This window comes from Enterobacter sp. GD03975 (assembly GCF_029838645.1).
GTDB classification, from domain to species: Bacteria; Pseudomonadota; Gammaproteobacteria; order Enterobacterales; family Enterobacteriaceae; genus Enterobacter; species Enterobacter quasihormaechei.
Map to the genome: position 1 here is coordinate 125969 of NZ_JAOBZC010000005.1, position 21309 is coordinate 147277.

Annotated in this window: 22 protein-coding genes; 6 read left to right on the plus strand and 16 right to left on the minus strand. The window is 54.6% G+C overall.

Annotation, left to right across the window (positions count from 1 at the left end; genetic code table 11):
* Nucleotides 1-205 precede the first annotated feature (205 nt).
* The 3 genes from rpmB to mutM all read left to right on the plus strand — a co-directional run bounded on the left by rpmB (nucleotide 206) and on the right by mutM (nucleotide 1514).
* Nucleotides 206-442, plus strand: a complete 237-nt coding sequence (rpmB, locus tag N5C09_RS11505) for a 50S ribosomal protein L28 (RefSeq protein ID WP_002436699.1) — start codon at nucleotides 206-208, stop codon at nucleotides 440-442.
* Between the two features lie 22 nt (nucleotides 443-464).
* Nucleotides 465-632, plus strand: a complete 168-nt coding sequence (gene rpmG, locus N5C09_RS11510; protein ID WP_003024094.1) for a 50S ribosomal protein L33 — start codon at nucleotides 465-467, stop codon at nucleotides 630-632.
* 72 nt (nucleotides 633-704) lie between these two features.
* A complete protein-coding gene (gene mutM, locus N5C09_RS11515; protein WP_003860879.1) occupies nucleotides 705-1514 on the plus strand; it encodes a bifunctional DNA-formamidopyrimidine glycosylase/DNA-(apurinic or apyrimidinic site) lyase in 810 nt (269 codons plus the stop codon).
* Nucleotides 1515-1516: 2 nt separating this feature from the next.
* Here the strand turns inward: mutM and coaD are convergent, their stop codons facing one another.
* The 7 genes from coaD to rfaQ all read right to left on the minus strand — a co-directional run bounded on the left by coaD (nucleotide 1517) and on the right by rfaQ (nucleotide 8409).
* The gene (gene coaD, locus N5C09_RS11520; RefSeq protein ID WP_279749077.1) at nucleotides 1517-1996 is read right to left on the minus strand and encodes a pantetheine-phosphate adenylyltransferase; all 480 of its coding nucleotides are present in this window, start codon (nucleotides 1994-1996) and stop codon (nucleotides 1517-1519) included.
* A gap of 3 nt (nucleotides 1997-1999) precedes the next feature.
* Nucleotides 2000-2770: a glycosyltransferase family 2 protein gene (locus N5C09_RS11525; protein WP_107534403.1), complete on the minus strand. Its 771-nt coding sequence runs from the start codon at nucleotides 2768-2770 to the stop codon at nucleotides 2000-2002.
* On the minus strand, nucleotides 2770-4044 hold the full coding sequence (gene waaA, locus N5C09_RS11530; RefSeq protein ID WP_003860874.1) for a lipid IV(A) 3-deoxy-D-manno-octulosonic acid transferase: 1275 nt from the start codon (nucleotides 4042-4044) through the stop codon (nucleotides 2770-2772). Before waaA ends, N5C09_RS11525 begins: the two co-directional genes overlap by 1 nt.
* A 66-nt stretch (nucleotides 4045-4110) precedes the next feature.
* Nucleotides 4111-5100, minus strand: coding sequence for a glycosyltransferase (locus N5C09_RS11535; protein ID WP_279749078.1), 990 nt, complete (start codon nucleotides 5098-5100; stop codon nucleotides 4111-4113).
* Between the two features lie 11 nt (nucleotides 5101-5111).
* Entirely contained in the window at nucleotides 5112-6212 is a 1101-nt protein-coding gene (locus N5C09_RS11540; protein ID WP_064910019.1) for a glycosyltransferase, read from the minus strand.
* 2 nt (nucleotides 6213-6214) lie between these two features.
* Entirely contained in the window at nucleotides 6215-7342 is a 1128-nt protein-coding gene (locus tag N5C09_RS11545) for a glycosyltransferase family 4 protein (protein ID WP_107534404.1), read from the minus strand.
* On the minus strand, nucleotides 7339-8409 hold the full coding sequence (rfaQ, locus tag N5C09_RS11550) for a putative lipopolysaccharide heptosyltransferase III (RefSeq protein WP_279749079.1): 1071 nt from the start codon (nucleotides 8407-8409) through the stop codon (nucleotides 7339-7341). Before rfaQ ends, N5C09_RS11545 begins: the two co-directional genes overlap by 4 nt.
* Before the next feature lie 150 nt (nucleotides 8410-8559).
* On the opposite strand from rfaQ, the gene N5C09_RS11555 reads away from it, so the two are divergent.
* Nucleotides 8560-9516, plus strand: coding sequence for a polysaccharide deacetylase family protein (locus tag N5C09_RS11555; RefSeq protein ID WP_279749080.1), 957 nt, complete (start codon nucleotides 8560-8562; stop codon nucleotides 9514-9516).
* Between the two features lie 23 nt (nucleotides 9517-9539).
* On the opposite strand, the gene N5C09_RS11560 is transcribed toward N5C09_RS11555, so the two are convergent.
* Genes N5C09_RS11560 through rfaD form a run of 6 tightly spaced genes read right to left on the minus strand, consistent with a single transcriptional unit; the run spans nucleotide 9540 to nucleotide 15725 of the window.
* Entirely contained in the window at nucleotides 9540-10751 is a 1212-nt protein-coding gene (locus N5C09_RS11560; protein WP_279749081.1) for an O-antigen ligase family protein, read from the minus strand.
* Complete coding sequence (locus tag N5C09_RS11565; protein WP_131637240.1) at nucleotides 10739-11638, minus strand: glycosyltransferase family 2 protein; 900 nt, start codon at nucleotides 11636-11638, stop codon at nucleotides 10739-10741. The genes N5C09_RS11560 and N5C09_RS11565 overlap by 13 nt, the downstream gene beginning before the upstream one ends.
* Before the next feature lie 5 nt (nucleotides 11639-11643).
* Nucleotides 11644-12753 carry a glycosyltransferase family 9 protein gene (locus N5C09_RS11570; RefSeq protein WP_279749082.1) on the minus strand — a complete coding sequence of 370 codons (1110 nt, stop codon included), beginning with the start codon at nucleotides 12751-12753 and terminating at the stop codon, nucleotides 11644-11646.
* A 3-nt stretch (nucleotides 12754-12756) separates the two neighbouring features.
* Nucleotides 12757-13740 (minus strand): lipopolysaccharide heptosyltransferase RfaC, encoded by a 984-nt coding sequence (gene rfaC, locus N5C09_RS11575; protein WP_063868798.1) that lies wholly within the window; start codon nucleotides 13738-13740, stop codon nucleotides 12757-12759.
* Nucleotides 13741-13743: 3 nt separating this feature from the next.
* A complete protein-coding gene (rfaF, locus tag N5C09_RS11580) occupies nucleotides 13744-14790 on the minus strand; it encodes an ADP-heptose--LPS heptosyltransferase RfaF (RefSeq protein ID WP_279749083.1) in 1047 nt (348 codons plus the stop codon).
* A gap of 2 nt (nucleotides 14791-14792) precedes the next feature.
* Nucleotides 14793-15725: an ADP-glyceromanno-heptose 6-epimerase gene (gene rfaD, locus N5C09_RS11585; protein WP_041911658.1), complete on the minus strand. Its 933-nt coding sequence runs from the start codon at nucleotides 15723-15725 to the stop codon at nucleotides 14793-14795.
* A gap of 215 nt (nucleotides 15726-15940) precedes the next feature.
* Between rfaD and kbl the strand changes: the two genes are divergently transcribed.
* Together kbl and tdh are read left to right on the plus strand one after the other, a co-directional pair.
* Complete coding sequence (gene kbl, locus N5C09_RS11590; protein WP_279749084.1) at nucleotides 15941-17137, plus strand: glycine C-acetyltransferase; 1197 nt, start codon at nucleotides 15941-15943, stop codon at nucleotides 17135-17137.
* A gap of 9 nt (nucleotides 17138-17146) precedes the next feature.
* On the plus strand, nucleotides 17147-18175 hold the full coding sequence (tdh, locus tag N5C09_RS11595; RefSeq protein ID WP_006812404.1) for an L-threonine 3-dehydrogenase: 1029 nt from the start codon (nucleotides 17147-17149) through the stop codon (nucleotides 18173-18175).
* A 27-nt stretch (nucleotides 18176-18202) separates the two neighbouring features.
* Here tdh and N5C09_RS11600 read toward each other — a convergent pair whose 3' ends face one another.
* The 3 genes from N5C09_RS11600 to N5C09_RS11610 are packed head-to-tail and all read right to left on the minus strand — an operon-like array spanning nucleotide 18203 to nucleotide 21309.
* On the minus strand, nucleotides 18203-19117 hold the full coding sequence (locus tag N5C09_RS11600; protein ID WP_279749085.1) for a hypothetical protein: 915 nt from the start codon (nucleotides 19115-19117) through the stop codon (nucleotides 18203-18205).
* Nucleotides 19118-19132: 15 nt separating this feature from the next.
* Nucleotides 19133-20338, minus strand: coding sequence for a glycosyltransferase (locus tag N5C09_RS11605; RefSeq protein ID WP_279749087.1), 1206 nt, complete (start codon nucleotides 20336-20338; stop codon nucleotides 19133-19135).
* A gap of 20 nt (nucleotides 20339-20358) precedes the next feature.
* Nucleotides 20359-21309 (minus strand): divergent polysaccharide deacetylase family protein, encoded by a 951-nt coding sequence (locus N5C09_RS11610; protein ID WP_279749088.1) that lies wholly within the window; start codon nucleotides 21307-21309, stop codon nucleotides 20359-20361.

Here is a 21309-nt window from a genome sequence, read left to right on the forward strand (position 1 = left end):
GATCCATCGGGATCTTTGTCTGTTCGGGACTTGAGCACACCGCCGAGTCAGCGTATACTACGCCACCTTTGAGAATCTCGGGTTTGGCATTTGGGCCTGGCAATCGAGAGTTCAATAGAACTATGCGATGACCGGGCTGTAAAGCCTGACGAGGCGCCGATACCCCATACGAAGCTCGAGCTAATTTGATTTTTGGAGAATAGACATGTCCCGAGTCTGCCAAGTTACTGGCAAGCGTCCGGTGACCGGTAACAACCGTTCCCACGCACTGAACGCGACTAAACGCCGTTTCCTGCCGAACCTGCACTCTCACCGTTTCTGGGTTGAGAGCGAGAAGCGTTTTGTCACCCTGCGCGTATCTGCTAAAGGTATGCGTGTAATCGATAAGAAAGGCATCGATACAGTTCTGTCCGAACTGCGTGCCCGTGGCGAAAAGTACTAAGTACTTAAAGAGGAAATAAATCATGGCTAAAGGTATTCGCGAGAAAATCAAGCTGGTTTCTTCTGCTGGTACAGGTCACTTCTACACCACCACGAAGAACAAACGTACTAAGCCGGAAAAACTGGAATTGAAAAAATTCGATCCAGTTGTACGCCAGCACGTACTGTACAAAGAAGCTAAAATCAAATAATTTTAGTCTCCTTGTATTGAAAAACCCCGCATCTGCGGGGTTTTTTGCATTCTGCATCTCAACGGAGGAACCATGCCTGAATTACCTGAGGTAGAGACCAGCCGCCGCGGTATTGAGCCGCATCTGGTCGGCGCGACTATTCTTCATGCTGTCGTTCGCAACGGGCGTCTGCGCTGGCCGGTTTCCGATGAGATCCACGCGTTAAGCGATAAACCCGTCCTGAGCGTGCAGCGCCGCGCGAAATACCTGCTGCTGGAGCTGCCTGACGGCTGGATCATTATCCATCTGGGCATGTCGGGCAGTCTGCGCATCCTCACCGAAGAATTGCCTGCGGAAAAGCACGATCACGTTGACCTGGTGATGAGCAACGGCAAAGTGCTGCGTTATACCGACCCGCGTCGCTTTGGCGCATGGCTGTGGACCAAAGAGCTGGAAGGGCACAACGTGCTGGCGCATCTCGGGCCTGAGCCGCTCTCAGAGGCGTTTAACGCGGATTATCTCAAAGAGAAGTGTGCGAAGAAGAAGACCCCGATTAAACCCTGGCTGATGGATAATAAGCTGGTGGTAGGCGTGGGGAATATCTATGCCAGCGAATCGCTGTTTGCCGCCGGGATCCATCCCGATCGGCTGGCCTCTTCGCTGTCGGCGCAGGAGTGCGAGCTGCTGGTCAGAGTGATTAAAGCGGTACTGCTGCGCTCAATTGAGCAGGGCGGGACGACGCTGAAGGATTTCCTGCAAAGCGACGGGAAGCCGGGCTATTTTGCGCAGGAGTTGCAGGTTTATGGCCGTAAGGGTGAGCCATGCAGGGCCTGCGGAACGCCGATTATTGCCACGAAGCACGCCCAGCGGGCCACGTTCTACTGCCGTCAGTGCCAGAAGTAAGGTTACTTTAGCTTTTCCATCAACGCCTGGTGGACGTTAACCGGCAGGAAGTGGGTAACGTCCCCGTGATGGCGCGCCACCTCTTTCACCAGCGAAGACGAGATGAAGGACCACTCTTTGGAGGGCATCAGGAATACGCTCTCCAGCTCCGGCATCAGATGGCGATTCATGTGCGCCAGCTGCATCTCGTATTCGAAGTCTGCTACCGCGCGAAGACCGCGGATCAGAATATTGGCCTGCTGAGCACGGGCAAAGTTTGCCATCAAATCGCTGAACCCGACGACTTCAACATTCGGCAGGTGCGAAATCGCATCGGTGGCCAGCTGCACGCGTTCGTTCAGGTCGAACATCGGCTTTTTGCTCGGGCTGGCGGCGATAGCCAGAATCACCTTGTCGAACATACACGCCGCACGGGTGATGATATCAAGATGACCGTTAGTGATTGGATCGAAGGTACCCGGATAAATCGCTTTTGTGCTCATGGCTCACGTTTTCTCTGAGTAGCCGCGGTTCAGCGCCCACAGCTCGGTGTATTTGTTGAAAGTATACTGGGCATTGACCACCGCCAGTAACCAGCCCTGTTTGCCGTCCAGCACGCCGCCGCGCAGCAGCAGCGTTTTCAGAAACGCGCCCAGCGTGTGGGTGAAGATACCCGTCAGCGTGGCCTTCTTGCCGCGCTGATGGCGTTCCTGCGCCCATGCGGTGGCATAGTTGAGCTGTTTGCGCTGGAAGCTGGCGAAATCACGGCAGGTCAGATGAAGCAGATCGCCCGTCAGGGGGATCACCTGAGCGTTATCGCAGGCCAGCGACTCATGAACAAGGTTATCGTTGTACTGGTAACGCTCGCGCGCATAGAGGCGCATCACGCGGTCGGGATACCATCCGCTGTGGCGCATAAAGCGGCCCAGGAAATAGTTACGGCGCGCGATGCTGTAAACCGCGCCAGGCTGCGGCGCGGCAAGCACCGTTTGAATGGCCTGCCGGAGTTCCGGGGTGACGCGCTCGTCGGTGTCGATCATCAGCACATAATCGCCCGTGGCGAACCCCTGCGCACGCTGGCGCTGAATGCCGTAGCCCTGCCAGTCGGTGTCGGTAAAGACTTTTGCGCCCGCTGCACGGGCAACGTCCACCGTGTTGTCCGTACTTCCGGAGTCGAGAATGACGATTTCGTCAGCCCAGGCAACGGAGGCCAGGCAATCCGGAAGCAGGTCGGCGGCGTTTTTGGCGATCATCACGACCGACAGACGCGTTGACATCAGTGGCTCCGCTGCGGCAGATAAGGTTGCAGAAGTTGCAGCAGACGGGTCAGTGCGCCCTGGTTCTGATGCAGGACTTCAACGGCATGTCGACCGTACCACAGGCGGTAATCTTCGTCAGTCAGAAGGGTCGAGACCTCTTTGACCACCGAATCCGCGTCGGTCACAGTGATTAAGCCATCGGCTTGCTGCAATTTAGCGCAGATATCTTTGAAGTTAAACGTGTGCGGCCCCATCAGAACAGGGATGGCGTGGGCCGCCGGCTCCAGCGGGTTATGGCCACCGCGCTCTACCAGGCTGCCGCCGACAAAGGCGAGATCCGCAATGCCGTACAGCAGCATCAGTTCGCCCATCGTATCGCCAATCACCACCTGCGTACTGCCTGAGGGGATTTCCCCGCTGCTGCGCAGGGTGAAGCTGAAACCGCCTTTTTGCACCATCTCGCGGGCATCTTTGAAACGCTCCGGATGGCGAGGAACCAGAATCAGCAGTAAATCAGGGAATTTTTCCAGCAGCTGGCGGTGAGCCTGAAGAATAATCGCTTCTTCGCCGTCATGAGTGCTGGTGGCAATCCAGACCTGGCGACGCGGCGCCCACTGTCGACGCAGCGTGACCGCACGGGCGGCGAGTTCTGGAGTGACGGAAATATCGAACTTCAGGCTACCCGTGACCGCAAGCTGGTTGCGTTTCAGCCCGAGGGCGATAAAGCGCGCGGCATCTTCTTCGTTCTGCGCGGCAATCAGCGTGATTTTGCTGAGCAGGCGACGCATAAATTTACCCAGCTTGCCGTACCCTTTCGCCGAGCGTTCTGACAGACGCGCGTTGGCGATAACCAAAGGGATTTTACGGGCATGCAGGGCGGAAATCATATTCGGCCACAGTTCGGTTTCCATGACGATCACCAGTTTAGGGCGAACGGTATTCAGGAAACGGTTCATGGCGCAGGGAAGATCGTACGGCAGATAGACGTGATGCACGTCTTTGCCGAAAGCAGACATCACACGCTCTGAGCCGGTTGGCGTCATCGTGGTGACGGTGATGGGCAGCGACGGATAGCGGTGGCGCAGGGCACGCACCAGCGGAATGGCCGCCAGCGTTTCCCCGACTGACACGGAATGCAGCAGAATACCGTCCGGCGCCACTTTATTGCGGCAGTAGCCATAGCGTTCGGCCCAGCGTTTACGGTACGCAGGCGCTTTACGGCTACGGAGCAACAGTCGCAGCCACACCAGTGGCTGAATGATGTAGAGCAGGGCGGTATACAACAATTCCAAGCGATTATCCGTTTTTTTAGTTTCGGCCGGGAAATTCTAAGCATTTAAGCGTGCTAAAGCTATCTCTTATGCCAGATACCGTTTTAAACGGAAGTAGCGGCGGCCCAGGCGCCAGCGCAAACGCGGGCTTTTGGCACTTTTCCAGATGAGCTTCCAGATCCCGGTGTCGAAGAACTCTTTGATTATCATTGATTTCTTCGCCTCATCCTTCATGTTGTCGAAGGTATGAATAATTCCCAGCCCCTCTTTGGCGATTTGCCAGTGGCAGGCAGGGATATTTTTCACTTTATCCGGGTAACGCTGGTTAATGGCATCAAGCATCTTCAGGATCTTCATGTAATGACGCGCGGAGCGAATAAGCGTGTCGTCATTATCCGGGGTGTGCGATACCGAGGCGGAGTGTATGTAGTAGTCGTAAAAGCGTTCGCTGGTGTATTGAACGCGTTCCGCAGCAAGCAGCACCTCGGTAGTCCACGGGATATCCTGATGGCGCAGGCCAGGCTCGAAGCGGAAACCGTTCTGACGGATAAAATCGTGGCGATAGATATTCAGCCAGGTCACATGGAGGAACTTACGTGAATCCAGCGCCTTTTTTAGCCATGCCGCGCCATTCATGACGCCCGTTGAGGCGAGCTTATCTTCAGGGAAGATAGGGCGAGACGGTTTTTTGTTATTTTCCCAGACGTAGTTGCCATTGCAGGTGGCGACGTCCAGGTTCTGCGTGACGGCCATATCCAGCAGACGCTGGTACATGCCGGGTTTAAAGACGTCATCAATATCCGGGAAAGAGAGATATTGGCCGGTCGCAACGGCCAGGCCGGTATTACGCGCGATGGACACGCCCTGATTAGGTTGTTCAATAACCTGCATCTGTGGCAGCGTTTCACGCCATTTTTCGACAATCTGCATCGAGCGGTCAGTAGAGCCATCATTGACGATGATGACTTCCATACTGTCGATATGTTGATTGACAAGGCAGGTAAAGAACTGATCGAGAAAATCTTCACCGTTATAAACGGCAACCACCACGCTTAATAAAGGCGCTGAATTTTGCATATGAAACCTGATTATTTTTGGTTGTCGACCAAAGCAATGTATTGCTGGCAAATGGCGTTGATACCAAACGATGCGATCGTTTCGCGATCAACAACCGGCGGAGAGGCATACAGTTCTGCCAGTGTTTTCGCCAGTGATTCGTCGGTTAACGCTGTCAGACCACGTGCCAGGGGGCCAGTAAGGATCTCAGCAGGGCCGCCAGGGCAGTTTGTACTCACCGGTGGGGTCTGACAGATAATGGACTCCACCAGTACATTACCAAAACCTTCGCAGTCGGAACTTAACACTAAAAGGCGAGCCCCTTTGATCCACGGATAGGGGTTGGTTTCGAACGGGCGGAAAATAATCTTATTTTCGATTCCAAGCTCAGCGGCTAATTGTTTGAGCTGGTCTATTTTGGCGTCAGAGCCTTTGCCCATTAACACCAGCGATGCGTCAATCTTGCTCAGCGCGAACGCGCGCAGAAGCCGGTCGTGTCGCTTGTGTTCATGAAAACGGCCAACGTGGATAATGTAATCCTGCCCCTGCATCTCAAAGGGCGCTTCTGCCAGACGCTGAATTTCAGGGATATCGAAGGGGTTATGGATAACCGCTTTGCGTCGCAGGGGGATAGCGAGTACTTCAGCGAGATCGTGCAGCACGGCGCCGGATACCGCCACAACATTGCGGTTTTCATAGGTATGGCGAATTTTATAATGCTTAAACCAGCGGGAAAGCCCGCTGCGATGGCGTAAATAGGAGAAGGAGAACATCCCGTGTACGCAGAACCAGACCTTATCCCGATCCAGCGCGCGGCTGTGCGCCACGATACGGTCGGTTTTATGCAGATGGGAGAAGACAACGTCAAATTTACCGCTGCGTTCTGCCTGCTCAATGGCGCGATCCAGCAAACGGGCGCGACGCGGGATCTCGGTCAGCTTCCGCCAGGGTTTTTTACAGGTATCCTGCACAACCTGAAAATCGATGCCTTCCGGAATGGCGTAGTCGCACACCTTCCGTAAGGAGAAAAGGGTAACCTGATGCCCCAGTTCTGTCAGTCCGCTGGAGAGGGTGAGAACCGTTTTTTCAGCTCCTCCACCGGGTAAACCATCAATAATCATTAGGATGCGCATTATTAATCCAGTAATTTTTGATAAAGCGAAATAAGCTGACTTGACAGTTTTTCAGGGGTTGCTTCTCTGACGCGTTCACGCGCCGCAAGCCCCATATTGTTATTTTTTGCCAGTGAAGGAATGGACACGACGGCCTCCTTCAATGTGCGGATATCAAGTGCATCACAGTAAAACCCGTTCTGGCCTTGCGCAATAAATTCTGATCCACCGCAACTCTCTGACGTAATGACGGGCAGTCCGCAGGCCATTGCTTCAAGTATGACGTTAGGAAAAGGATCATACAGCGTCGGCAGCAGTAAACCATCAGAAAGCTGATAAAATGGCAGCGTCTCTTTTTGCATCCCCAGGAAACGGATTTGCCCCTCACAGCCTAATGAACGGGCGAGGTCGCGATAGCGGCTTTCCGCTTTATCCTGACCGACCACAATCAGCCACGCCGATGTTCCTGCTATCGCCTGAATAGCGCTTGCCAGACCCTTGCGTTCAAACCCTGAACCCACGAAGCAGAAAATGACGGCATCAGCGGGTAAGCCAAATTGCTTACGCAGTACAGCACGCTGACGCTCTTCTGCCGGAACGAAGCGGCTGGAATCTATTGAATTATAAATCACATGTATCTTTTTTGCGTCAATATCAAAGTCTTCGACGATTTCGCGTTTGATCATCTCCGCATTACAGATAACGGCTTTCAGCTCGGGCGCCTGATACATTTCACGCTCTGCATGCATTACGTAGCGGTGATAGCGATCGTGCATAAGCAGCTTCGCGCGCCAGGCGGGGAGAATACGCGACCGCTGTAGCAGCCAGCGTCGATGCACGCCATCTCCGGCGCGGTAAATATCACAGCCCGGAATGCGTTCGTGGCTCTGCACAATATCAAACTGCTGTTGCTGCCAGAGCGCGCGCGCGGCATGTGCGAAGCCGCGTTCACGGCTGATGCGACCCCATTTCCGTGGATCGCAAATATGAATGTGCCAGTCGTCCTGCTTTTCGCCCTGCCACTCGCGAGTGATGACGTTGAGCTCAAGATTTTGATTACTCAGCGCGGTGAGTGCCCTGGAGACAAAACGTTCCGCCCCCCCATCCGGACGATATTTTTGGCGCACGATGGCCAGACGATGAAGTTTCATTGCAGGTATCTCCTTGCGGCGGAGACGACGGCATCAACGGGTATGGCGTCGAGATAACGTTCCGTCGTTTTTGTATCAATGGCGTCAGGGTTGGGAAGCGGGCCGTAGTTACCTGCCCAGATGACCTCGCCGTTAACCTGCCATGGCGACCAGAACGTCAATTTTGACGGGCCAAACAGCGCCACGCAGGGCGTCTGAAGGGCGGCGGCCATGTGCATGGGTACGGAGTCAACGCCGATGAACAGGTTCGCATGATCGATAAGCGCGGCCAGCTGGCGCAGGGTTAACTGTCCTGCCAGCGAAACAACACCCGTTTGCGGGGAGGCGGCAAGAATGCGGTCAATCATCGCCAGCTCTTTTTTATCCGGACCTGCGGTAAGAACGATGGTATAGCCGTCCTGCTGTAACGCGGCGATAGTTTGCGCCATTTTGCCTTCGTCCCAGCACTTAAAGAACCAGCGTGAAGTGGGTTGAATAACGATGAAGCCTTCTCCCACGCCCTTTTGCATAAGCTTTTGCTGAGCATGGTGCCAGTCATCCGCGCTGTAAGCCATGGTGACGGTAGGGTTGGACGCTACCGGCAGCGCTGACAGTATGGAGAGATTTTGTTCAACGGTATGCAGCGACTGATGGCTGGCCACAGAGACCAGTTCACTGTGACAAAAACGCCAGAATGCATTATTGCGCTTGTTAAAGGCAAACCCGAGCCGAACCGGTGCGCCGGTGAAGCGGGTGACAATCGCGCTGCGCCACTGATCGGCCAGATTAATCACCAGGTGATAATGCTGAGCGCGCAACGCACGAAGCAGTTGCCACTCTTTTTGCAGGTGCTTCAGCGTCCCCAGCTGCTTCCATTTACGATCGATACCGTAGATCGTACCGATTGCCGGATGCGCGGCGAGCATGTCTCGCGTCTCCTCATAGAGAAGCACGTCGATTTGGGCTTCAGGCCATTTTTGGCGTAATGAATTGATGACGGGGGTAGTGAGTAACATGTCACCATGATGGCGAAGTTTGATCAGTAAAATGCGCAAATCAGGCGTGTCAGGTAAGTTATTCATCATCATCTTATCGGCGTTGTACTATTGGCAATTCTAATAGACCTGGTAACGACTTGCACTCTTTCTCCATAATGTCGGGAATTTCCCTGGAAGGGTTTACTCCTGCTTTCGGGCGTGCGTAACATAGCGCTAACTATTTTGTCTTGCGGGCTCCTTATGAAAAAACCAGCGTTTATCATCACGATCGATACCGAAGGGGATAATCTCTGGCAGAACCACCGGGTGATCAAAACGGAAAACGCGCGCTACCTGTCGCGGTTTCAGGCGCTTTGTGAACGTTTCGGCTTTAAGCCCGTCTGGCTGACCAACTACGAGATGGCGGTCGAACCGGTATTTATTGCGTTCGCTAAAGAGGTCATAGCCCGCGGCCAGGGTGAGGTGGGGATGCATCTCCATGCCTGGAACAGCCCTCCGGAGCACGATCTTACCGGTGATGACTGGCGCTGGCAGCCTTATCTGATTGAGTTTTCAGACGAGGTGATGCGTGAGAAAGTGGTATTTATGACCCGCTTACTGGAAGAGACCTTCCAGACAAAAATGCTCAGCCATCGCGCCGGGCGCTGGGCATTTGACAGCCGTTACGCCAGGCTGCTGATCGAGCTGGGGTATCAGGTAGATTGTTCCGTCACGCCGCGCGTGAACTGGCGCAACGCGAAAGGTGCCCCTCAGGGAAGTGGCGGAACGAATTACCAGCATTTTCCCGATCGTGCTTACTTTCTGGACGCAGACGATATTTCCCGTCCTGGAAATAGCCCGTTACTCGAAGTGCCGATGAGCATCCAGTATAAACACCCGGCATGGCTGAATTCCCTGAAGCAGGGTTATGATCGTCTTCGCGGTAAATACCGTTCTCCGTCAGTTAACTGGTTACGCCCGTCCGGCGGGAACGCGGCGGAGATGATTAAGGTTGCGCAGCAGTGTTTGTCTCAGGGGAATGACTACGTGGAGTTTATGCTTCATTCGTCGGAATTTATGCCTGGCGGCAGCCCGACGTTTAAAGATGAGGCGGCGATTGAAGATTTATATCAGGATTTGGAACAGCTGTTTACCTGGTTATCAGATAAAACGGTGGGAATGACGCTGGCGGAGTTTTACCAGTACAAAAAAGCATAATGCCCGCCAGGCGGGCATATTTGCTATTGCTGCTTTGTTTGCGAGAAAGGTGTACTCAACGCAAAGATAATCATAAAGAAGATGAGGGCTTCTGAGCTGAGCAGTATGACATCCGTCAGTCCATACAAAAGCAAAAGAAGCATCGACGTTAGCAGCAGCGCATTTCTGTTTCGCAGGGCATACGCAATCATCGAAACAAAGAAAAAGAGCATTACCGCCACGCCGGGGATCCCCTGCAAAGAGAACTTCTCAATGAATTCGTTGTGCAGGTGGACTTTGATGTATTCGAGCGCGCTGCCAAGGTTTGGATGTCCGTCTTTAATATACTGCCGCGTCCATGCTTCACGCTCCTCCAGTGATTGCCCTAACGGATGGGCAAGTCCATTCTGAATACCTACCGTCCACATGGAAAAACGAGCGCCGAGTGACGTGCGGTCAATACCCTGTTGATATCTCTGATATTCAAGCTGTGTTTGCGATATTTTAGGCGATATTAACGGCTTGTAGCTAACGATGATAATACCAGCCACAATACATAAAAAGATGAGGGTGGATTTAAGGTGAATACGCCTGAAGTGATAGAGCGTCAGCACTATCGCCAGGAGCAGATAAAGCCCCATTGCAGCGCGCGTGCCCGTGAGCAGTATGACGAAGTAAGAAAGTAAAATGGTTAAACCAGCAACAACGTAAAGCGTCACGTTCTTCTGTAGGTAAAGACTGTATACGAATGCCAGCGATAACACGGAATACACATAAGCTGAAACGGTGGCTCGGTTAATCGCCATCTCGACGCGAGCCATCCCTTGCGTTGCCTGCCACAGGCCATATCCCGTTGCGAGTACAAACCCCGCAGCTGAGGCGTAAAGGAAATATTTTTTAAAGGTCTCTTTATCGAGATAGGATTTAAAACGGTCAATATAGAATATCAGAACGCTCGCCAGGATTAATTTTTTACTTGAATCGAGATAATCGCTGTAAAGATTCATCCCCTGATTATGGTACTCATAGATGACATACCAGCTAAGGTTCAGTAATCCAATCAATAAAATCGGCAGCGCTATGGTAAAGGGACGCAGCGTGATTTTTTTATATTCAAAAGCCAGGCCAATAATGCTGACGTAAATAGCAATATAGAAAAACTCTCTCTGTTTTCCTGAACTAACCAATGCCAACATCAAAGAGATGAGGCTCAAAATGAGTGTCAGTTGATACAGTCGTGGTCTTATTTTTTCCATAACGCCTCAATAACCCTTTTTTTGTAGCTAAAACGAACATCAGTGGAAAGGAAAAACGACAATGTATACATGGATTTTACGCGTTGCGTAACGAGCGCCAGGTGTTGGTCTGAAAGATATGTCCGATGATTGCTGTAGATATCAAACCAGTGGCAATTGACGAGATGCCTGTAGGAGGATGGAAATGTGTTTTCCATCTGTAGCGTACACTCGACCAGCGTAGATATTTTGCTGGCATCCAGAACGCTCGATAAACTGTCGCTGCGTTTAATATAATAATAGTGGCCCTGGCGCTGATAAGCTATTTTACTCGACTGCATTAGCATGCCGGGAAAAACAGCGAAATCCTCATAGCATTGCAGAGAGGGAATCGGATTGTTTTCATATAGCTTACGATGAACAAACTGACCGATGAGATGCGCCTGAAAATCTTTGTGGCGTAAGAAACGGGAGATTGCTTCATGCTGTGACAAGGAAATAGGGTTAAATCCCCGCCACTCTGCGCTTATTTTCCGGGGATCGCGAATCTCAAGCAAACGCGTCAGCAGCATGTCCGGGCGCTGTGCTTTCAGGAAGGTGATTGCGTCTCTCAGGCTACCCGGCTTTAAGCAATCGTCACTGTCGAGCATCGTAATGTACTCTCCCGATGCCAGCGCGACGGCACTGTTTCGGACCTGGCCTACGTTACGAAAGTTCACGGTCCGGGTTATGACCTGCGGAAATTTAGGCGACCACTCGTCAATTATTGCCTGCGTGGCATCCTCAGAACTGTCGTTAAAAATAATGATTTCTGTGTCTTGGTCTGTTGCTGCCAGCAGGCTCGAAAGCGTGGCGGGCAGCGTATCTTCAGCGTTATGCGCAGCAATGATGACGCTTAAAAAAGCCATAAAAATTAGTTTCCTTGAGCGTCGGTAGCGCGATCCAGTGAGCGGGCTTTCGGCAAGCGTCGAATAAACTGCTGGAGTTCGTCTAAAGCGGGTTCAGTCACCGCGAAAAGCTCTTCCCTCTCCTGAGGGAAATAATAACGTGTTTCAAAGACATAAGAGCAAATGTTGTCGTCATTACCAATCAGCATCACGTTGCCAAGCGGACGCTGTTCATAGTGGCAGCAAGGCCCAAACAGCAGAACCACCGGCACGCCGACAGCGTCTGCAATGTAGACATTGCCCGAATCAGACGCGATGTAGCAGTCCATTTTAGAAATGGCCCAGGGAAGCTCTTCGAGCGAAATTTTGCCAATCAGATTGATAAAATTCGGGATGTCACCGTAAAGGCGGGTGATATCGTCCATCCACGACTGTTCGTTTGGCGCGCCGAAGACATAAAACTCGCAGGGTAAATCGGCGAGACGATCCACAATCCGCTTCCAGATAGCAGGCGGCACCGTTTTGGCTTTATTACCCGCCGCAATGCTGATGCCGATGCGGATAACGTCTGGTTTATCAAGAATGGCCGGGTAAGTCGTCGGTTTGAAGAGCGGCTTTGTGGCGTGCTTGGGAGAGTCTTGCCAGGTGAGCGAGCGGTCGGCCAGTTTCAGGTAGTTCGTCACCGAAAGCGTTTTTTTGCCATGCTCAACGGTACCGTCGGCCGCGAGATAGAAAATCCCGTGATACCACCTGCGAGTGTAAATGCTTAGAAATTGTTTGTTTTTTGCATTACAGACGGCGGCAAAAAAGAGGTTCACGCTGTTGGGCTGTAGAAGGTAGACGTTGTCGTAGCGGTTCATTATCCTGCAAGCGAAGCAGAGCTTACGCCACAGGCTGCGCTTATGCTGCTCAATAAAATAGATCTGCTCGATAGTCTCATCATGCTTCGCCAGCGCGCCAACGCTGCGACTGACCAACACATCGCTTTTTTGCAGATGTGCCAGAAGAGGTGTCGCATTAATAAAGTCACCGATTTTGGCTGTCTGAATGACAAGGTTTTTGCCCGTGTCTTTCCGAAACAGCTTCCGGAGGAGCTTCACCGGAAAGAGTAAAATCAGCAGAAATACATAACTCATGGGTTAAATATCCCTGTTGGAAAGCCGATGGCTGCCCTGTAAAAATGAAAAAATAGCATCTGCGCTAATATCCTTCGTTTGTTGCGTAGGGCTGACCATCTGATGCTGGTTTTTACCGTAACCCCCGATCAACCCCGGATCGGTCGGGCCGAAAATCGTGATATTAGGACGATCCAGTGCGGCGGTTAAATGGCTTAACCCTGTATCCACAGAAACGACGGCGTTAGCGCCCGCCAGCTGTGCGGCAACTTGCGCCAGCGTGAGTTTGGGTAACACCTCGACGTGGGAAAAGCCTGCTGCCAGACGCTCCGCGCGCTGCCGCTCATGTTCAGCACCCCACGGGAGTTTAATATGGATACCGCAAGGTTGCATTAGTTCAATCAGTCTTCGCCAGTGCGTTTCCGGCCAGTGCTTGTCGTCGCGCGTTGTGGCATGCAGGAAGACCAGATACGGCTCGCTATCCTTCTCCGTTTCGCGCAAAAAGTGCTGCGCAATAGCGTAGTCGCCCTGCGCTTCCGGTTTCGCATAGCCGAGGCTTTTCGCAAACAGCTCGCGGGTGCGTTCTACGGCGTGCTGCTGCTTTGCGATGTGGTGGCGGCGGTTATAGAACAGACTCGCCAGCGGTTCGCGGGCGGTGTGCCAGTCCATGCCGTGCTTTATGCCGTGCGCCAGACGCGTGACCAGCGCCGCGCTTTTCACCAGCCCTTGGGCGTCGATGATGGCGTCGTAACGCTGCGCCTGTACCGCTTCGCGGAAGGCTTTACGCTCGGCTTTAATCGGTGCGGAGAACCACGCTTTGCGCCAGCGGCGAATGGCCACCGGGATCACGCGGTCAACGGCTTCATGCCAGGTGGGGATTTGCGCGAAGCCTTCTTCCACCACCCAGTCAAAACGGATGCCGGGGATGGCCCGCATCGCGTCCGTCAACGATGGCAGCGTATGCAGAACATCACCCATTGAGGAGGTTTTAACGATCAATACCCGCATCCGTTATCCTTCTTCGCTCAACAGCAGTTCGTTGAGTTCTTCGAGAACGCGCTGCGGCGTAATGTCGATCAGGCTCTGATGGTAACCTTCTGCCGCATCGCCTTTGCGGACTTTGTGATAGCCGGTAATGAGACGGATAACGCGCGCCTTGTGCGACAGCGGCGGCGTGAAGTCCGGGCTGCTCGGGCCATACAGCGCGACCAGTGGGCGATCCAGCGCGGCGGCGACGTGCATTAAACCGGAGTCGTTCGTTACCACGGCCTTACAGGCGGCAATCAGGATAACCGCCTGCTCAAGCTGCGTTTCTCCAGCCAGGTTGCGGCACCAGGCCTGTTGCTCGGTGCTGAGCGTGGCGAGGATTTCATTGCCCGCCTCGTGATCTTTCGCCGAGCCAAAGAGCACAATCTGATAGCCCTCGTCGATCAGCTGTTTCGCCAGTTCGGCGTAGTGGTAGTGCGGCCAGCGTTTAGCCGGGCCAAACTCCGCGCCGGGGCAGAAGCCAATCATCGGGCGTTCAGAGGAAATGCCAAACGCATTGCAGGTGTGGGATTTCTCCCCGTCGTTAACCTGAAGCTGCGGCCACAGCAGCGGCTGAGGCAGGTCTTTCGCGCTGCGCATGACGCCTTTGTCGTAGGCCAGCGCCACGTAGCGCTCCACCATCAGCGGCCAGGCTTCTTTATCCAGCACCCGGGCATCGTTCAGCAGGCCGTAGCGCATTTCGCCGCGCCAGCCGGTACGGTGCGGGATGCCCGCAAAGAAGGGCACAAGGGCAGATTTGAAGGAGTTAGGCAGCACGTACGCGCGATCGTAGCGCTTCTCACGCAGGCTATGGCCGAGCTTGCGGCGTTCGCCGATTTCCAGCGCCCCGTGGCCGAGCGGCATCGGGATCGCCTCGTTCACTTCCGGCATGCGCGATAACAGCGGTCGGCACCAGGCGGGTGCCATCACGTCGATTATCGCCTGGGCATAACGCGCCTTGAGCGTGCGATAGAGACTTTGCGACATCATCATGTCGCCCACCCATGACGGGCCGATCACCAGAATCTTCATGCTTATGCGTCGCGGTTCAGCCAGGCCATATATTCCGTCACGCCTTCGGCAACGGTCTTGAACGGCTTGTCGTAGCCTGCGGCGCGCAGGTTGGTCAGGTCCGCCTGCGTGAACGCCTGGTAGCGGCCTTTCAGCTTATCCGGGAACGGAATGTACTCAATGCTGCCTTTCTTATGGTACGCCAGCGTTGCGTCAGCCACCGCCTGGAAGGATTCCGCGCGGCCCGTGCCCAGGTTGAAAATGCCGGAGACACCGTTTTCCAGGAACCACAGGTTTACGGCTGCAACGTCGCCCACGTAGACGAAGTCGCGCTTGAAGCCGTCGCTGCCTTCGAACAGTTTTGGACTTTCACCGTTATTCAGCTGCGTGTTCAGGTGGAACGCCACGCTCGCCATGCTGCCCTTGTGCCCTTCGCGCGGCCCGTAAACGTTGAAGTAGCGGAAGCCGACAATCTGCGAGTTCGCTTCCGGCAGGATCTGACGCACGTACTCGTCAAACAGGAACTTGGAGTAGCCGTAGACGTTCAGCGGCTGCTCGTATTCGCGAGATTCGATGAAGTCCGAGGTGCGCCCGCCGTAGGTTGCTGCTGAAGAGGCATACAGGAACGGAATTTCACGCTCCAGGCAGTAGTGCAGGATCTCTTTAGAGTACTGATAGTTGTTATCCATCATGTACTTGCCGTCCCACTCGGTGGTGGAAGAGCACGCACCTTCGTGGAAGATGGCTTCGATCTCGCCGAACTCTTCACCCGCCATAATCTGGATAAGGAAGTCTTCTTTATCCATGTAGTCAGCGATGTTCAGATCCACCAGGTTAACGAACTTGGTGCCGTCTTTCAGGTTGTCCACCACCAGAATGTCGGTGATGCCCTTATCATTGAGGGCCTTAATAATGTTGCTGCCGATAAAGCCCGCGCCGCCGGTAACGATGATCATAACTGTAACCTTTGAAGTGTTGAGCCCGGGGACAATCCCGGACGCTAATAGTCATATCATATCATCACAATGCCCGGTCTTCAGCCATTCACCGATATGCAGCAGGGGTACACGTGATTTATGCTGCAAAAACGAGAAGAGATACGGCGTCATCTCGTCATGAACTATAGGTTTGGGTAATATGTGCCAAAATTTGCCGAGTCTGGAGAATTGCAATGCGTGGTGATTTTTACAAACAGTTAAACAGCGACCTCGACACCGCACGTGCGGAAGGGTTGTTCAAAGAAGAGCGTATTATCACGTCTGCCCAGCAGGCGGACATCACCGTTGCCGACGGCAGCAAGGTGATCAACTTTTGCGCGAACAACTACTTAGGTCTTGCGAATCACCCTGAGCTGATTGCCGCCGCGAAAAACGGCATGGACACCCACGGCTTCGGCATGGCCTCCGTGCGCTTCATCTGCGGCACCCAGGACAGCCACAAGCAGCTTGAACAAAAGCTGGCGAACTTCCTCGGAATGGAAGACGCGATTCTGTACTCCTCCTGCTTCGACGCCAACGGCGGTCTGTTTGAAACCCTGCTCGGCGCAGAAGATGCGATTATCTCCGACGCCCTGAACCACGCCTCCATCATCGACGGTGTTCGCCTGTGTAAAGCGAAGCGTTTCCGCTACGCCAACAACGATATGGTTGAGCTGGAAGCCCGCCTGAAAGAGGCCCGTGAAGCGGGGGCCCGCCACGTGCTGATCGCGACCGACGGCGTGTTCTCCATGGACGGCGTGATCGCCAACCTGAAGGGCGTGTGCGACCTGGCGGATAAATATGACGCGCTGGTGATGGTCGATGACTCCCACGCGGTCGGTTTTGTCGGCGAAAACGGCCGCGGCTCCCACGAATACTGTGATGTGATGGGCCGCGTGGACATCATCACCGGGACGCTGGGCAAAGCGCTCGGCGGCGCGTCCGGCGGTTATACCGCTGCGCGTAAAGAGGTGGTTGAGTGGCTGCGCCAGCGCTCCCGCCCGTACCTGTTCTCCAACTCCCTGGCGCCGGCGATTGTGGCCGCCTCCATCAAAGTGCTGGAGATGGTGGAGTCCGGCGCCGAGCTGCGCGACCGCCTGTGGGCAAACGCCCGTCTGTTCCGCGAAAAAATGAGCGCCGCAGGGTTCACCCTGGCCGGCGCTGACCACGCGATCATCCCGGTGATGCTGGGCGACGCAGTTGTGGCGCAGCAGTTTGCCCGCGAGCTTCAGAAAGAAGGGATTTACGTGACCGGGTTCTTCTTCCCGGTGGTACCAAAAGGTCAGGCGCGTATCCGCACCCAGATGTCTGCGGCGCATTCGCCTGAACAAATTGAGCGTGCGGTGGAAGCCTTTACCCGCATCGGCAAACAGCTGGGCGTAATTGCCTGAGGACGTGTGATGAAAGCGTTATCCAAACTGAAAGCGGAAGAAGGGATTTGGATGACCGACGTGCCGGAGCCGGAAGTCGGTCATAACGATCTGCTGATCAAAATTCGTAAAACCGCCATCTGCGGTACTGACGTTCACATCTACAACTGGGATCAGTGGTCGCAAAAAACCATTCCTGTCCCAATGGTTGTCGGTCACGAATATGTTGGTGAAGTGGTCGGCATAGGCCAGGAAGTAAAAGGCTTTAGCATTGGCGATCGCGTCTCGGGTGAAGGCCATATTACCTGCGGTCACTGCCGCAACTGCCGCGGCGGTCGCACCCACCTGTGCCGCAACACCGTCGGCGTGGGCGTGAACCGTCCGGGCTGCTTCGCAGAATACCTGGTGATCCCGGCGTTTAACGCCTTCAAAATCCCGGACAATATCTCTGACGATCTGGCCTCCATCTTCGACCCGTTCGGCAACGCGGTACACACCGCGCTCTCCTTCGACCTGGTCGGTGAAGACGTGCTGGTCTCCGGCGCTGGCCCAATCGGTATTATGGCGGCAGCCGTGGCGAAACACGTGGGTGCGCGCAACGTGGTGATCACCGACGTGAACGAATACCGCCTGTCGCTGGCGCGCAAAATGGGCGTCACCCGCGCGGTGGATGTCTCGAAAGAGAGCCTGACCGACGTGATGGAAGAGCTGGGTATGACCGAAGGCTTTGACGTCGGTCTGGAGATGTCCGGCGCGCCGCCGGCGTTCCGCACCATGCTCGACACCATGAACCACGGTGGCCGTATCGCAATGCTGGGCATTCCGCCGTCAGATATGTCCATCGACTGGAACAAAGTCATCTTCAAGGGGCTATTCATCAAGGGCATCTATGGCCGCGAGATGTTCGAAACCTGGTACAAGATGGCGGCGCTGATCCAGTCCGGCCTGGATCTGTCCCCGATTATCACTCACCGATTCTCCATCGATGAGTTCCAGCAGGGCTTTGACGCGATGCGTTCCGGCCAGTCAGGGAAAGTGATCCTGAGCTGGGATAAGTAAACAAAAAGGGGCCTCAGGCCCCTTTTTTTACTGATTCTTTTTCTCTTCATCCGTCAGGTAGCGCACCTTGCGGGTGTAATCCTGGCCTTTGAACAGCAGCTTATTATCTGGCGATTCAAGATACTTCTGCCATTCGGAAAGCGGGAAACCCCCGTGCGCGCCAATCACCTCTTTCGGCACAACGGCTTCCTGTCCGCCGATCTTCTTGGAGACCGGCCAGTTCATCCAGTCGCCCAGGTTAACCGTTTTTACATCCAGCATGTCCAGCAGCGCAGCGAGCGGCAGCTGATCGGTCGGCGGCTGCGTGTCGTCCATCAGCTCCCAGGTATCCTGGAACAGCGTCAGCCACAGCGGGCAGATGCGGCGCCAGGTTTTTTGGGTTGCGGCAAGAAACGCGCCGTTAACGTGATCGACCAGATACGGGCGCACCGTTTCTTTGTAATAGGCCGGCACTTTTTCCGCGGGGGCGCCGTCCAGCTTGGCAATCATTTTGCCCTGACGGAAGCTGGAGTAGATGTGCATATCCGCCATGTTGATCTGGGGCATCTTCAGCAGGTTGAGATCGGAGTCGATCATCAGCACCCCTTCACCGCGCGCCTGAAGCGGAGCGTTAAGCTTCACCAGACGGCTGAGGTAGATCTGCTTATAGCGGTATCCCTCTTCACGTTTTGGCAGCGTGAGGGTCACAACGCGGGTTTTTGGCGGCAGCTCGCCGAAAGCGGATTCAGGCTGATCGCTGACGATAACAATCTCGCTGACGTCGGTGGCGTAACGCGCTGCAAAGGTCGCTGACAATAACGCTTCTTCGACGAAATCCGCGCCCGTACAGGGGATCACAATGGAATCAACCGCAACGAGATCGCGCGTGGCCGGAAGGGAAGCGTAAGGAATGTTATGACGCCCGGTAATGTGGCGGTAGCGAGCATTCAGGAATTTAAACATGTTCTTCTCGTTTGGTTATTGCGCGCCAAGAACGGCCTCGACACCGTTAACATAGCTTTCAATTGCATACGCGTTGCAGACATTCTGGTGCGCGGCTGCGGCGAGCCGGGCGCGCAGAGCAGGATCCTGCCAGATATTATCCAGATGTTGAGCAAGTTGCGACACATCGCTCCACGGGAACAGAAGCCCGGTCGACTCATGGTCGATCAATTCTGCCGTGCCGGTCACCTTTGAGCCAATCACCGAGATGTTCAGCAGCATTGCCTCCAGCACGACGCGGGGCAAACCTTCGCTCTTTGAAGCCAGAATAAACGCGTCAAAGGTGGCGAGATAGTCAAAAGGCGTATTCTGGAAACCGGTAAAAATGACGTGCTCAGCAATCCCCAGCGCGTCAGCCTGCGCCGTCAGCGCGCCGCGTTCAGCCCCTTCACCGACCAGCACCATCTTCCATTTTGCCTGCGGGTGCTTCTGGTTGAACTGGGCCAGCGCCTCCAGCGTGTGGTGGTTGGCCTTGCGGGGGATTAACGATCCAATGCTGCCGAACACAAACGTGTCGTCATCGATGTTCAGACGCTGGCGCATGGCGCGTCGGTCGGGCAAGGGCTGGTGGATGTCGATGGCGTTGTTGACCGTGGTGCACAGCGCTGGCCGGACGCCATGCTGAAGAAGCACGCGTTCAACGCCGTGCGAGACGGCGATGATTTTTGTGGCGTGGGCATTCACCAGCTTCACCAGCGGCGGGGTCAGCACCGGTTCAATCCGGCAGTGCTGGATTATCCGCGCATGCAGGTTCGCGCCCGCCAGATACCCTTCTTCGTTAGAGCCCGGCTGGTTGTTCATGTACAGCGTATCGAAACCGCCTTCCCTGAAAATCGTCTCGATCTTGCTGACGTTGGGCCGGATGCGCCAGAGCGTATCAATATGTCGGGTAAACGCCTTGCGGGCGCTGCGCGAGAAAAACAGCAGGCCACGGCCCAGCTCTTTCGCAACCTTCGCCCAACCGGGCTGCTTTTTCTGCGGAATGACAATTAACGGGATGCCAATGCCGTTCAACACCTGGCCGATGGTTTCCCCTCCGGCCCGGCTGTAATCGCTGTAAAAACAACAGGTAATATCAAACTTCTCGCGGTTAATCCGCTTCAGAAGCTCGAGCATGCTGTTGGTGCCTCCTCCCCACTCTTTACCGGTATCGAGGAGCAGAATTTTGTGTCGTTGCGGCATCTTTCTACCTTAATCGCCTGTCACTGGGTTGGGCTCGCTGCTGTTTTTTCCCCCCAGCCCTGCCACTGGTGCTGGAAGTACTGCACCAGCGTACTCTGGCTTACGCTTTCGCCAATTACCGTAAAGAAGCGGGTGGCATACACCGGTTCAGGCGGCTGCTTCAGCGTGCAGTTCTTCACGCCACGGAACGGGTTACGCGGCTGCGTTGCGGGCGGTTGCGCACTACCCGGGCGAGAGGTATCCACCTGAGGTTCGTTGAGCAGATCGCTCGGACGCACCAGCGTGATATCGGCGGGTAAGCTCGGTAACATTTGCTGCAAAACGCGAACGGTAGACGGATGCGGGTGCCCGATGGCAATCGCCGAACCGTTACGGCGCGCCAGCTGAACCGCGCGGTTGAACTGCACGCGGATATCCGCTTCGTTCTGGGAGTCGTCCAGGAAGACTTTGCGCTTGATGACCTTCACCCCCGTACCCTGAGCGGCACGCATCGCCTGGCTGTTGCCAATGGTCATGCTGTCGAGGAAATAGAGATTGTAACGCTCCAGCGCCTGCATCACCTTCAGCATACCGTACAGGCTGGAGGTCATCGCGCTGCCCATATGGTTATTCAGACCCACGGCATACGGCACTTTATTGTACGCATCGCGGATGATGCGATCGATCTCGTCGCTGCTCATGTCCGGGCGCAGGGTATCTTTTTCCAGCGGCTGCTTGCTGAGGGGAGCCATCGGCAGATGGATGAGCACCTGATGGCCGCCATTGTGTGCTTTGGTCGCCATTTCATGCGCGTGAGGCGCATTCGGCAGGACGGCAACAGAGATGGCTGACGGCATCGCCAGCACCTGATTTTCATAGTGTGGTCGATAACCGAAGTCATCAATCACAATCGCGAGTTTGCCTGCATAAACCGGTGCAGCCAGCGCCAGTGCGCTGACGACGGAAAAAACAATTCGACGAAATTGAAGCAA

Bases quoted from the DNA above. Each gene is read 5' to 3' on its own strand.
- N5C09_RS11565 (WP_131637240.1), bottom strand. From the start codon at position 11,638: ATGGCTTTTTTAAGCGTCATCATTGCTGCGCATAACGCTGAAGATACG.
- rfaF (WP_279749083.1), bottom strand. From the start codon at position 14,790: ATGAAGATTCTGGTGATCGGCCCGTCATGGGTGGGCGACATGATGATG.
- rpmG (WP_003024094.1), top strand. From the start codon at position 465: ATGGCTAAAGGTATTCGCGAGAAAATCAAGCTGGTTTCTTCTGCTGGT.
- N5C09_RS11555 (WP_279749080.1), top strand. From the start codon at position 8,560: ATGAAAAAACCAGCGTTTATCATCACGATCGATACCGAAGGGGATAAT.
- kbl (WP_279749084.1), top strand. From the start codon at position 15,941: ATGCGTGGTGATTTTTACAAACAGTTAAACAGCGACCTCGACACCGCA.
- N5C09_RS11545 (WP_107534404.1), bottom strand. From the start codon at position 7,342: ATGAAACTTCATCGTCTGGCCATCGTGCGCCAAAAATATCGTCCGGAT.
- N5C09_RS11560 (WP_279749081.1), bottom strand. From the start codon at position 10,751: ATGGAAAAAATAAGACCACGACTGTATCAACTGACACTCATTTTGAGC.
- N5C09_RS11600 (WP_279749085.1), bottom strand. From the start codon at position 19,117: ATGTTTAAATTCCTGAATGCTCGCTACCGCCACATTACCGGGCGTCAT.
- coaD (WP_279749077.1), bottom strand. From the start codon at position 1,996: ATGAGCACAAAAGCGATTTATCCGGGTACCTTCGATCCAATCACTAAC.
- rpmB (WP_002436699.1), top strand. From the start codon at position 206: ATGTCCCGAGTCTGCCAAGTTACTGGCAAGCGTCCGGTGACCGGTAAC.
- N5C09_RS11535 (WP_279749078.1), bottom strand. From the start codon at position 5,100: ATGCAAAATTCAGCGCCTTTATTAAGCGTGGTGGTTGCCGTTTATAAC.
- N5C09_RS11540 (WP_064910019.1), bottom strand. From the start codon at position 6,212: ATGCGCATCCTAATGATTATTGATGGTTTACCCGGTGGAGGAGCTGAA.
- N5C09_RS11525 (WP_107534403.1), bottom strand. From the start codon at position 2,770: ATGTCAACGCGTCTGTCGGTCGTGATGATCGCCAAAAACGCCGCCGAC.
- rfaQ (WP_279749079.1), bottom strand. From the start codon at position 8,409: ATGATGATGAATAACTTACCTGACACGCCTGATTTGCGCATTTTACTG.
- tdh (WP_006812404.1), top strand. From the start codon at position 17,147: ATGAAAGCGTTATCCAAACTGAAAGCGGAAGAAGGGATTTGGATGACC.
- N5C09_RS11605 (WP_279749087.1), bottom strand. From the start codon at position 20,338: ATGCCGCAACGACACAAAATTCTGCTCCTCGATACCGGTAAAGAGTGG.
- rfaD (WP_041911658.1), bottom strand. From the start codon at position 15,725: ATGATCATCGTTACCGGCGGCGCGGGCTTTATCGGCAGCAACATTATT.
- N5C09_RS11570 (WP_279749082.1), bottom strand. From the start codon at position 12,753: ATGAGTTATGTATTTCTGCTGATTTTACTCTTTCCGGTGAAGCTCCTC.
- mutM (WP_003860879.1), top strand. From the start codon at position 705: ATGCCTGAATTACCTGAGGTAGAGACCAGCCGCCGCGGTATTGAGCCG.
- rfaC (WP_063868798.1), bottom strand. From the start codon at position 13,740: ATGCGGGTATTGATCGTTAAAACCTCCTCAATGGGTGATGTTCTGCAT.